At 58.2% G+C, this 12,501-nt stretch carries 9 protein-coding genes; 2 read left to right on the forward strand and 7 right to left on the reverse strand.

Translation table 11 applies throughout. The features are described from left to right. Together DBR30_RS16095 and DBR30_RS16100 are read left to right on the forward strand one after the other, a co-directional pair. Positions 1–2,579, forward strand: a 2,579-nt coding sequence (locus DBR30_RS16095) for a DUF748 domain-containing protein (RefSeq protein WP_258224458.1), incomplete at its 5' end; no start/stop codon positions are given. Positions 2,580–2,805: 226 nt separating this feature from the next. After that, positions 2,806–3,402 carry an acetate uptake transporter gene (locus DBR30_RS16100; RefSeq protein ID WP_042062716.1) on the forward strand — a complete coding sequence of 199 codons (597 nt, stop codon included), beginning with the start codon at positions 2,806–2,808 and terminating at the stop codon, positions 3,400–3,402. A 337-nt stretch (positions 3,403–3,739) separates the two neighbouring features. Here DBR30_RS16100 and DBR30_RS16105 read toward each other — a convergent pair whose 3' ends face one another. The 7 genes from DBR30_RS16105 to DBR30_RS16130 form a co-directional block, all read right to left on the reverse strand. Further along, positions 3,740–4,663 carry an autotransporter outer membrane beta-barrel domain-containing protein gene (locus tag DBR30_RS16105; protein ID WP_146181140.1) on the reverse strand — a complete coding sequence of 308 codons (924 nt, stop codon included), beginning with the start codon at positions 4,661–4,663 and terminating at the stop codon, positions 3,740–3,742. Further along, positions 4,660–5,145 (reverse strand): hypothetical protein, encoded by a 486-nt coding sequence (locus DBR30_RS21115; protein ID WP_146181141.1) that lies wholly within the window; start codon positions 5,143–5,145, stop codon positions 4,660–4,662. Before DBR30_RS21115 ends, DBR30_RS16105 begins: the two co-directional genes overlap by 4 nt. 278 nt (positions 5,146–5,423) lie before the next feature. After that, positions 5,424–6,296 carry a succinate--CoA ligase subunit alpha gene (sucD, locus tag DBR30_RS16110; RefSeq protein ID WP_005346088.1) on the reverse strand — a complete coding sequence of 291 codons (873 nt, stop codon included), beginning with the start codon at positions 6,294–6,296 and terminating at the stop codon, positions 5,424–5,426. After that, positions 6,296–7,462, reverse strand: coding sequence for an ADP-forming succinate--CoA ligase subunit beta (gene sucC / locus DBR30_RS16115; protein WP_005361097.1), 1,167 nt, complete (start codon positions 7,460–7,462; stop codon positions 6,296–6,298). Before sucC ends, sucD begins: the two co-directional genes overlap by 1 nt. Before the next feature lie 171 nt (positions 7,463–7,633). Continuing rightward, complete coding sequence (odhB, locus tag DBR30_RS16120) at positions 7,634–8,824, reverse strand: 2-oxoglutarate dehydrogenase complex dihydrolipoyllysine-residue succinyltransferase (protein ID WP_005333546.1); 1,191 nt, start codon at positions 8,822–8,824, stop codon at positions 7,634–7,636. 35 nt (positions 8,825–8,859) lie between these two features. Further along, entirely contained in the window at positions 8,860–11,667 is a 2,808-nt protein-coding gene (gene sucA, locus DBR30_RS16125) for a 2-oxoglutarate dehydrogenase E1 component (protein WP_108542408.1), read from the reverse strand. Positions 11,668–11,782: 115 nt separating this feature from the next. After that, on the reverse strand, positions 11,783–12,499 hold the full coding sequence (locus DBR30_RS16130) for a succinate dehydrogenase iron-sulfur subunit (protein ID WP_005333549.1): 717 nt from the start codon (positions 12,497–12,499) through the stop codon (positions 11,783–11,785). Positions 12,500–12,501 lie beyond the last annotated feature (2 nt).

Raw genomic sequence — 12,501 nt, forward strand, 5'->3', positions numbered from 1 at the left:
CCCCTGCGCCCTCCCCCGAGCCCGAGACAGCCAGCGCCCCACTGCTGGTCGATATCGCCAGTGTCAATGTCACTGACGGGCATGTGCGCTATCAGGATCAGCGCAAGGAGAGCGAACCCGGCTGGTTGCCGCCCCTCAATCTGGAGAAAGTGACTCTCCAGCTCGATAACCTACGCACCGAGGCAAATCACCCGACCGCCTATCAGCTGAGCGCCGCCATCAACGGCAACAGCAGCCTCGCCGCTCACGGCAAACTCGATGTGATGAGCGGCATGGGTCAGGGCAAGGTAAGCCTCAAACAGGTCGAACTGAAACCCTTCGCCCCGCTCTGGGCCCCCTACCTCAAGCTTGATCTGGCCAAGGGCCACGCCAATGCAGAGGTGGAATTCCTGCTCAAAGAGGGCAAGCAAGAAGTGCAGTGGCAATTGTCCAAAGGCAAGCTGACGCTGGACAACTGGCAGCTTAAAAAACACAAGGGAGAGGAGTTTGCCCGCTTCAGCCAGCTGGCGCTTAGCGATTTGGCTGTCGATGGCCAGAAACAGTCGCTCCAGATCGGCAAGGTGACCCTGCAACAGCCCCTGCTCAAGGCCACCCTCAACCCACAGCAGGAGCTGGATCTGGCTGACTTGCTGATTGAACAGGCCCCCGCCAAACCCGCCAAAGGGGCCCACGCTGCAAACGAGGTGGCCAACAATGCGGCGCCCAAATCGGCACAACAAGCAAAGACAGCCGGTAACGGCAAGAAACACGGGGCAGACAAACCCTGGCAGTGGCAGATCAAGCAGATCGTTATCGACAAGGGAGATCTCACCCTCACCGAGTCGAGCAGCGGCAAACCGCAGGCACGCCAGCTCTCCGGCCTCAAGCTGGCGCTGGGGCCACTGGGCAGCAAGGGAGAGCAACCGAGCAAACTGACTCTGGCCACCCACTTCAACCAGAGCAGCCCCCTCGCCTTTGATGGCCAACTGACCCTGACTCCTTTCACCTTAAGCGGCGACATCAACCAGCAGGGGCTGCCCCTCACGCTGGCACAGCCCTATCTGGCCGATCTGGTACGCATCAAGGTGCAAAACGGGCTGCTGAGCAGCAAGACCCGCCTCGATCTCGCCACCACAACCCAGGGGGATCTGAGCAAGCTGACCCTGCAAGGGGGGCTCGATGTCAACGGGCTCAAGGTGGTCGATCGGGCAGACAATCAGCGGCTGCTGGAGTTCAACACCCTGGCTCTCACCGGTCTGACGTACGACGGCATCAGCCAGCAGATGCGGATCAAGGAGATTGCTCTGAACAAGCCCTTCGCCCGCATCGAGATCAACGAAGATGGCACCACCAACCTGCAACAGCTGCTGTTGCCACAACCGGCAGCAACCAACAGCACCCAAGTGGCAGCAGGGCGCAAGGGCCCAGACTTTCGCTTCACCATCGATCAGCTACGTACCGAGCAGGGCAACCTGCGCTTTGCCGACCGCAGCCTGAGCCAGGATTTTGTGGCCGATATCGCCTCGCTGGGCGGCCAGAGCCGTCATATCAGCAATATTCCGGGGCAACGCTCCGATCTCGCCTTCAACGGCAAGGTGGATCGCTATGCGCCAGTGACCATTCGCGGCGGCACCAACCTGCTGGTGGCCAACCCGATCCTCGATATCGCGGTGGCTTTTAACAATCTGGAGCTCACCACCTTTACCCCCTATTCGGGCACCTATGCCGGTTATGCCATCGACAAGGGACAGCTCTCCATGAAACTGCACTACAAGCTGGAGGGCAACCGGCTGGAGGGGGATAACGACATCACCATCAAGAAGCTGCAACTGGGCGAGAAGATCAAGAGCGATCAGGCCAAGGATCTGCCGCTTGGGCTGGCCATCGCCCTGCTGAGCGATGCCAACGGGGTAATACAGATGAACCTCAAGGTGAAGGGGGATCTCGATCAACCGGACTTCAGCATCGGCAATATCTTCTGGGATGTGCTGGGCAACACCTTGAGCAAGGCGATCACCTCCCCCTTCTCCCTGCTCGCCTCGCTGGCCGATGGCACCGACGATCTCGACGAACTCCCCTTCCTGCCGGGGGATCCCGATCTCACCCCCACCCAGCAGGAGAAACTGATCAAGCTGGCGCAAGCCCTCAAAGACAGACCCAAGCTCAGCATGAATATTCGCGGCAAGGTCAACTTCAACGAGGAGCGCCCCATCCTGCAACGGCAAAAGCTGGAGCGGGTACTGGCCAAACTGACTGGCAATCAGGCGGATCTCGACTTGCTGGAACAGGACCCCGCCCTGCAAGAGGCGCTGGCCCAGGCCTACGAAGAGCGCTTTGGCGAAGATCTGGAAGATCTGGCCGATCGGCTCCATCTGGATGAAGAGAGCGCGGCACTACGGGCCCAGGCAGTGATCCTGCTGCGGGATCAGCAGCTCATCACCGCCAAATCCCTGCGCAATCTCGCCATGCGCCGGGCGCAAAATACCAAGGAGTTTCTGGTCGACAACCAGGGGATCACCCCGGAGCGGCTATTCGTGCTCGACAGCCAGGTCAAGGAAGAGGACAAGGAAGCCAAAGTGATCCTGACGCTGGATCAGTAACGCCGCCGCACTTCGTAAAAAGCGTAATAAAAATACAACCCCTCAACTATTTTGACACCTTTTGCTCACCAAACAGCCTGCTTTGGTGAGCATTTGGCCTCTCATGCAAATAATCACGTAGTTTTTTTACGATTTATCCCCCTTGCCCCCTTGCGGGCGCGTCACAGCCTGCCTAAAATCGCGCGTCTTTTGTTAACCCCCCACCTCTATTTTTGGAGAACGCCACGTGAGCGAAAAATTGGCCAACCCTGCCCCTCTGGGTCTGATGGGTTTCGGTATGACCACCATCCTGCTGAACATCCATAACGCAGGTTTCTTCCCCATCAGCGCCATGATCCTGGCCATGGGCCTGTGCTACGGCGGTATGGCCCAGATCGTCGCGGGTATCATGGAGTACAAACGTGGCAACACCTTCGGTGTGACCGCCTTTATCTCCTACGGTTTCTTCTGGTTGAGCCTGGTGTTCCTGCTGGTCATGCCGACCATGGGTCTGGCCGAAGCCACCCCGCACGCCTACATGGGCTGGTACCTGCTGCTGTGGGGTGTTTTCACCCTGTTCATGCTGGTCGGTACTGTCAACTACCCGCGTGCCAAGCAGTTCGTGTTCGCCTCCCTGACCGTGCTGTTCTTCCTGCTGGCCGCTCGTGACTTCACCGGCAGCACCCTGATCGGCACCATCGCCGGTTTCGAAGGCATCATCTGTGGCGCCAGCGCTATCTACCTGGCCATGGCCACCGTGATCAACGAGCAGTTCGGCCGCACCGTTATGCCGATCGGCGATCACAAGAAAGCCGCCGCCGTACAGCTGAAAGCCGCTGCCTGATAGGCAAGCGATTCAGATTGTGAAAAAGGCACCTTCGGGTGCCTTTTTGCTATTTCGCAAAGCTGACGTTCCTGTGCACACATCTTCCCTTTTCAGCCCTACATCCGGATATCCGTCTCTAGCTATTCGGCACTCCTGCCCCCCCCCATTTGTGGATATATCCATCAACTAAATAAGGCTCTCACGGGCCACCACAAGGGATGCAGTTTGTTATTCGGTATGAAGCCGTATGGCCACTCCCTTTTGTTGGCAACTGTCAGGTGAATACCATCTCCATACAAGTAATTTAAATCAAAGTGCCGACCAAGTTATCGGTACTTTTATCTCCCTATGTAAGTTAAAAATTCACTGCGGCGTTAAATCTAATATCCCAGAGGTCAAGGTCCTGATGCCCGATACTGTAATAACCGGTGATAACTTCAAAACGCTGATGACGCTGAGGGGCTACTGCCAGTGCAATCCGTGCAGATCCACTCCACGGGGTCGTACTTTCCATTGTCAGATTTTCATTCAGGATCTGACCATCATTGGGACGCTCAATATCATAACGAACCCCAAGACGCAGGGCCGGTATAATTTGAACCCCATCGGTTGTGGTGAAAATACGACTGATATCCCCTGATGCTTCACTGGTGGCATATTCAAAAGAGTTTTCATTAACCCGCAATGTCACGTTATAAATCTGGTTTGCATAAGGCAATGAGCCTGTGTAATCAAACGCATCGGATTTATTGTGACTATAAAAGAGGGCAAGCTTGGGCCGCAGCAGATATTCACCAACGTCGTAGCCACCGGTCAGGTTGGCTGAGATCAACTCGGTCGTTGTCTTGAAACTCCCTTTAAGTACATCGAGTTCAGTATCGTTATCAGTTCGTCCCCATGCAGCCCAGCCATCCAGCAGCCAGTGCGTATCTAGCCTATAGCCGCCATATGGCCCAACAAAGAAACTGTCCCCCTCATTTCGTACCGAACTGCCAAACGTGCCAAGAGAGGTTTTGCTATTGGCAAATGCAATACCGCCCAACCCGTCTTTACCAATGGATCTGTGTATACCGATCAAAAAGCTGTTGGCATGTCCGGATGTGTCTATCTCGTTACGATCATCGGAGACTCCGGTATGGCGTACATCAGTCCATACCTGCCACAACCCCTTTTGACTGGCAATATCTTCAAATTGGTCAAGCCCGACAACGACACGATCTGAAATACTGAGAGAGCCGCTCAAATAGCCCATCAAGGCATCTGCACTGATACTGGTCACAATATTGCGGATCGGGTCACTCCCACCACCGGTGCCACCACCACTACCACCATTGCTGCCATCCCCCCGCCGGTTCCGCCACCAGTGCCACCGTTACTGTCTCCCCCATCGATCGGGGGAATATTTGGAAATACCGGATTGTTCTGGTTTCTCGAATCGAGGAAGCAGTTGAAAGAACCATCTGCATTGAGGAGATCCAGTTTGTGAGTCCCGTTAAGGTCATCAAGTACTACAGGTGAAACACTCAAGTGCAACGACGCGCGGTTTGCATTCCAACTATCGATTTCAGATACCCCGGGAGCAGAGAGGCGAAAATTCCCCCCGGAACCGGGACTTGAAAGCCATAGTGATACCGAATTGTCAGCCGAACGCCCAAGAAACTCTAGATGCTGCCCCGGTTGCCTGTTCGGGCAATCCGCCGCCCATGCTGTTGGCAAGCAGATACTGGTAAGGCAGCCAATTCCCAAAATACGTGAAATCATTATGTCCTCCTGACACTACGTTATCTCACTGACATCCTTGCGTGACTTTTAGCATTACCCACAAACAGGTCACTCGATGCAATGGGTAAAGGAACCAATCAATCTGACAAGTTCAAATCGCAGACTATTATTGTATCCACACTGTTTCTGTGTCTCCTGTAATAAAATTCGTTTAGCGCCTGAATCGCGATGATTGATTAAATCAAACCACTTTAAAACCCATAAAAAATGCCGCCCATCAGGCGGCATTTTTATTAGAGATAACGGGCTAACAGGAATTACCAGCCGGTTACTTCGCGCAGGGCCTTGCCGATATCGGCCAGGGAGCGGACGGTTTTCACGCCAGCATCTTCCAGCGCGGCAAACTTCTCGGCGGCGGTACCCTTGCCACCGGAGATGATGGCGCCAGCGTGGCCCATCCGCTTGCCGGGAGGCGCGGTAACACCGGCGATATAGGAGACCACCGGCTTGGTGACGTGGGCCTTGATATAGGCGGCCGCGTCTTCCTCGGCGTTGCCGCCGATCTCGCCGATCATCACGATCGCTTCGGTCTGCGGGTCGTTCTGGAACATCTCCAGAATGTCGATAAAGTTGGAGCCTGGGATGGGGTCGCCACCGATACCGACGCAGGTGGACTGGCCAAAGCCCTCGTCAGTGGTCTGCTTGACCGCTTCGTAGGTCAGGGTGCCGGAGCGGGAGACGATGCCCACCTTGCCCGGCTTGTGAATGTGACCCGGCATGATGCCGATCTTGCACTCACCCGGAGTGATCACGCCCGGGCAGTTGGGTCCGATCATCCGCACGCCGGTCTCTTGCAGCTTCACTTTGACGTCCAGCATATCCAGAGTAGGGATGCCTTCGGTGATGGTGACGATGAGCTTGATACCCGCGTCGATCGCTTCCAGGATCGCGTCCTTGCAGAACGGTGCCGGAACATAGATGACGGTGGCGGTGGCGCCGGTCGCTTCGACTGCGTCACGGACGGTGTTGAACACCGGCAGGCCCAGATGGGTGGTGCCGCCCTTGCCCGGGGAGACGCCGCCGACCAGCTGGGTGCCGTAGGAGAGCGCCTGCTCGGAGTGGAAAGTACCCTGACCGCCGGTAAAGCCCTGGCAGATGACTCGGGTGTCCTTGTTGATCAGTACGCTCATCAGTTGGCCTCCGCTGCTTTGACGACTTGCTGCGCGGCATCGGTCAGACTCTTGGCCGCAATGATGTTGAGGCCGCTCTCGGCCAGCTTGATACCACCCAGCTCGGCGTTGTTGCCTTCCAGACGGACCACGACGGGCACCTTGACCCCCACTTCCTTGACCGCACCTATGATGCCTTCCGCGATCATGTCGCAGCGCACGATGCCGCCGAAAATGTTGACCAGCACCGCTTTGACGTTGCTGTCGGAGAGGATGATCTTGAACGCTTCGGTTACACGCTCCTTGGTGGCGCCGCCGCCGACGTCAAGGAAGTTGGCCGGTTTGCCGCCGTGCAGGTTGACGATGTCCATGGTGCCCATGGCCAGACCCGCGCCGTTGACCATGCAGCCGATGTTGCCATCGAGGGCCACATAGTTGAGCTCCCACTGGGCGGCGTGCGCTTCGCGGGGGTCATCTTGTGACGGGTCGTGCATCTCGCGCAGCTTGGGCTGACGATACAGTGCGTTGGCGTCGATGTTGATCTTGCCATCCAGGCAGTGCAGGTTGCCCTGCGCGGTGATCACCAGCGGGTTGATCTCCAGCAGCGCGAAATCGCAATCCAGGAACATCTGGCCCAGACCCATGAAGATCTTGGTGAACTGTTTGATCTGATCGCCGACCAGACCCAGTTTGAAGGCCAGTTCGCGAGCCTGATAGGCCTGCGGACCCACCAGCGGGTCGATGGCCGCCTTGTGGATCAGATGGGGGGTTTCGTGGGCGATCTTCTCGATATCCACGCCACCTTCGGTCGAGGCCATGAAGACCACGCGGCGCGAACCACGGTCAACCACGGCGCCCAGGTAGAGCTCTTTGGCGATGTCGGTGCAAGATTCCACCAGGATCTTGGTGACCGGCTGGCCGTTGGCGTCGGTCTGGTAGGTCACCAGATTTTTGCCAAGCCAGTTTTGGGCAAAAGCACGGATCTCATCCTTGCTCTTGGCCACTTTCACGCCGCCCGCTTTACCGCGGCCACCGGCGTGTACCTGGCATTTGACGACCCAGGTATTGCCGCCAATCTTGTCGGCCGCTTCGGCCGCTTCTTGTGGGGTAGCACAGGCATAACCTTCGGAGACCGGCAGGCCATACTCGGCAAACAGCTGTTTTGCCTGATATTCATGCAGATTCATAGATGCTCTATCCGTGTTGTAGGTATTTCCGTCCGGGGCTGGTGTTTCTCAATCCCCTGTGAATGGGGGCCTGGGCGGCCCCTCGTTATCTTTCAATCGCTCGGGTATTACTCAAACGTCCAGCGGCACATTCGGCTCGGGGCGCAAACCCCTTGCCCGGGTGCCACAGGCTTAGACGTCCAGCAACAGACGGGTCGGGTCTTCCAGCAGCTCCTTGACGGAGACCAGGAAGCCTACCGATTCGCGTCCGTCGATGAGACGGTGATCGTAGGAGAGCGCCAGATACATCATCGGCAGGATCTCGACCTTGCCGTCAACGGCCATCGGGCGATCCTGGATCTTGTGCATGCCCAGAATGGCGCTCTGGGGCGGGTTAATGATCGGGGTGGACATCAAGGAGCCGAACACGCCACCATTGGTGATGGTGAAGTTTCCGCCAGTCAGTTCATCCACGGTCAGCTTGCCGTCACGGCCCTTGCCCGCCAGATCCTTGATGGCCTTCTCGATGTCCGCCAAGCTCATGTTGTCGCAGTCGCGCAGCACCGGCGTCACCAAACCACGGGGGGTAGAGACGGCGATGCTGACGTCGAAGTAGTTGTGGTAAACCACGTCATCACCATCGAGCGCCGCGTTCACTTCCGGATAGCGCTTGAGGGACTCCACTACCGCTTTCACGTAGAAGGACATAAAGCCGAGCTTGATGCCGTGCTTCTTCTCGAAGATCTCTCCGTACTGCTTGCGCAGATCCATGATGGGCTTCATGTTGACCTCGTTGAAGGTGGTCAGCATGGCGGTGGTGTTTTTCGCTTCCAGCAGCCGCTCGGCAATGCGCTTGCGCAGACGGGTCATCGGTACCCGCTTGTCGGTGCGACCACCCAGCGGGGCAACCTTGGCTGCCGGGGCTGCAGTTGCGACCGGTGCGGCTGCCGCAGGCTGGCTCTTGGCCTTGATGAAGGCTTCCACATCATCCTTGGTGATGCGACCACCCTTGCCGGTACCGGTCAGCTTGGTCACGTCGATGTCGTGCTCGCCAATCAGGCGGCGCACCGAGGGGCTCAAGCCATCGGCACCATCATCGGCCACCGCTTCAGCGGGTTTCTCTTTGGTCTCTTCACCGGCCACCGGGGCGGCGGTGAGGATGGCAATCAGTTGACGGGACAACACAGTCGCCCCTTCCCCTTGCAGAATATCCCCCAGCACACCGGCTTGCGGTGCAGGCACTTCCAGCACCACCTTGTCGGTCTCGATGTCGACCAGCACTTCGTCACGGGCGACCAGGTCGCCCGGTTTTTTGTGCCAGGTAGCGATAGTGGCATCGGCCACTGATTCCGGCAGATCCGGTACCTTGATCTCGATAGTCATCCAATCAGTTCCTTTTTACTTCTATGCCAGAGGCTTTACAGGGTAAGGGCATCTTCCACCAAGGCTTTTTGCTGCTTGGCGTGGACAGACATGTAACCGACGGCCGGTGAGGCTGACGCAGGGCGACCGGCATAACGCAGGGTGGCTCCGGCTGGCAGCACGCCATCGTAGTGGTGACGGGTGCAGTACCAGGCGCCCTGGTTCTGCGGCTCTTCCTGACACCAGACAAAGTCGGTGACGTGGCTGTAATCGGCCAGAATGGCGCGCACTTCCTCTTCCGGGAAGGGGTAGAGCTGCTCAATTCGCACCAGTGCCACATCTTGCTGCTCGGCCTTGCGACGGGCATCGAGCAGGTCGTAGTAGACCTTGCCAGAACAGAAGACCACGCGCTTGACCGCTTTCGGATCCAGCGCATCGATCTCGCCGATGGCGTTCTGGAAGGTGCCTTCAGCCAGCTCTTCGAGCTTGCTCACCGCCAGCGGGTGGCGCAGCAGGGATTTGGGCGTCATTACGATCAGCGGACGGCGCATCGGACGTACCACCTGACGACGCAGCATATGGAACACCTGCGCCGGGGTAGAGGGCACGCACACCTGCATGTTGTGCTGGGCGCACATCTGCAGATAACGCTCCAGACGGGCGGAGGAGTGCTCCGGGCCCTGCCCCTCGTAACCGTGCGGCAGCAACATGGTCAGGCCGCACATCCGGCCCCACTTCTGCTCGCCGGAGGAGAGGAACTGATCCACTACCACTTGGGCACAGTTGGCGAAGTCACCGAACTGGGCTTCCCAGATGGTGAGGCCAGCCGGCTCGGCGCTGGCGTAGCCATATTCAAAGGCCAGAACCGCGTTCTCGGTCAGCACAGAGTCGTACACCTCGAACGGGCCTTGCTCGTCGTGCAGGTTGCACAGCGGGGTATAAGTGCTGGCATCGGTCTGGCTGTGCAGCACGGCATGGCGGTGGAAGAAGGTGCCACGGCCGGAGTCTTCACCGGTAAAGCGGATGCGGGAGCCCTTGTCCACCAGAGTGGCATAGGCCAGGGTCTCGGCAAAGCCCCAATCCACCAGCTTCTCGCCAGCGGCCATCAGACGGCGGTCTTCGTAAATCTTCTCGACCTGACGCTGCAGCACGTGGGTTGCCGGATACTGGCTCACCCGCTCGCCGAGGCTCTTGAGGTGATCAATCGGCACGGCACTCTCATAGGCCATGTTCCAGTCGTGGCCCAGATACGGCGTCCAGTCGACGGAGTGCAGCTCCATCGGCCGCCACTCCTTGCTCACCCGCTCGCCGCGATCCAGCGCTTCGCGATACTCGTTGACCAGTTCGGTCGCCCGCTCCTGAGCGAGGCTCCCCTCGGCCACCAGCTGATCGGCGTAGATCTTGCGCGGGGTCGGGTGCTGCTTGATCTTCTGGTACATCAGCGGCTGGGTCGCGCTCGGCTCATCCGCCTCGTTGTGACCGTGACGACGGTAGCAGACCAGCTCGATCACCACGTCGCGTTTGAAGGTATTGCGGTAATCCAGTGCAATCTGGGTCACCAGCACCACGGCTTCCGGATCATCCCCGTTGACGTGCAGCACCGGCGCCTGCACCGCCTTGGCGATGTCAGTGCAATATTCGGTGGAACGCAGGTCACGGATATAGGAGGTGGTGAAACCAACCTGGTTGTTGATGACGATGCGCACCGTCCCGCCGACACCATAGGCACGGGTCTGGGACATGTTGAAGGTCTCGGCCACCACGCCCTGACCGGCCATGGCCGAGTCACCGTGAATGGTGATGGGCAACACGCTGGAGCCATCTTTGTCACCGCGACGATCCATACGGGCACGCACCGAGCCGATGACCACAGGGTTGACGATTTCGAGGTGAGAGGGGTTGAACGCCAGCGCCAGGTGGACGTTGCCGCCCGGGGTGGCGAAGTCGGAGGAGAAGCCCATGTGGTACTTCACATCACCGGTACCCCAGGATTCTCCGTGCTTGCCGGCAAACTCGTCGAACAGGTCCTGAGCGCGCTTGCCCAGCACGTTGATCAGCACGTTGAGACGACCGCGGTGGGCCATGCCGATAACGGCCTCTTTGCAGCCCTGTTCACCGGCGCGACGGATCAGCTCCTTGAGCATGGGGATCATGGCATCGCCACCTTCCAGCGAGAACCGCTTGGCTCCCGGGAACTTGGCGCCCAGATATTTCTCCAACCCTTCGGCGGCAGTCAGGCTCTCGAGGAAACGGGTCTTCTCTTCGAGGGTGTAACTCCCCTTCCCTTCAATGGATTCAAGACGCTGTTGCAGCCAGCGCTTCTCTTCCGTGGAGGTGAGGTGCATGTAGTCGGCGCCGATGGAGCCGCAATAGGTCTTCTTCAGCGAGGCGTAGAGGTCGGAGAGCACCATGGTCTCGCGACCGATGGCGTAGGAGCCCACATTAAAGGTGGCCTCCATGTCTGCGCCCTGCAGGTTGTGGAACGCAGGATCCAGTTCGGCAACGGTTTCACGCTGCCACAGGCCCAGCGGGTCCAGATTGGCATTCTGGTGACCACGGAAACGGAAGGCGTTGATCAGCTGCAATACCCGCACCTGCTTGGCATCCACTTGCGGATCGGAGACGGGGGCACTGTAGCGAGAGGGATCCTTGGCCAGACGACGGAAATAATCGCGGACCTGGGAGTGGGGTTGTTCAACCGCATGGCCATTGACCTGGGGCAGCTCGCTAAACAGGCAGCGCCACTCGTCGGACACGGAGTCAGGATTTTCCAGGAAGGATTCGTACAAATCCTCGATATAGCTTGCATTCGCACCAGCCAGGTGAGATGACTCCAACCAGGCCTTCATCACGCCGTTATGCATTTCTATCCCTTGTACTTCTTGTTACTGCTGCGCAGCTTGTAGGGGTCAAATAGCCATCCTGCCACGGGTGGGATGGCTATCCAGAGGTCGGGCCAGCACCTGGCCGGCCCTGATACTAAACAGCCCGATTGAGCAACATCGACTTGATCTGGCCAATCGCCTTGGTCGGGTTCAAGCCTTTCGGACAGACGTTCACGCAGTTCATGATGCCATGGCAGCGGAACACGCTGAATGCGTCGTCCAGATTCCCCAGTCGTTCGGTGGTCGCGGTGTCGCGGCTGTCAGCCAACCAGCGGTAGGCGGCGAGCAGCCCGGCCGGACCGATGAACTTGTCGGGATTCCACCAGAAGGAGGGGCACGAAGTGGAGCAGCAGGCACAGAGAATGCACTCGTACAGGCCGTCAAGCTTGGCGCGCTCTTCGGGGGATTGCAGGTGCTCACGCACCGGCGGCAACTTGTCATCATTGATGAGGAAGGGTTTGACCTTCTCCCACTGGGTGTAGAACTGGGTCATGTCGATCACCAGGTCACGGATCACCGGCAGGCCGGGCAAGGGGCGGATAACGACGTTATTGCCCTTCTTCAGCAGGTCGGAGAGCGGGGTGATACAGGCAAGACCGTTCTTGCCATTCATGTTGAGACCGTCTGATCCACAGACCCCTTCGCGGCAAGAGCGGCGGAAGGCGAGCGTGGGATCCAGCTCTTTCAACTGGATCAGTGCGTCGAGCACCATCATGTCGGAACCTTCAGGAATATCAAGACGATATTCCTTCATATGGGGGACGTTATCAACATCCGGATTGTATCTGTAGACAGAGAATGTGACGTTCATAG

The sequence above is a fragment of the Aeromonas sp. HMWF017 genome, from assembly GCF_003061465.1.
Taxonomy (GTDB): Bacteria; Pseudomonadota; Gammaproteobacteria; order Enterobacterales; family Aeromonadaceae; genus Aeromonas; species Aeromonas veronii.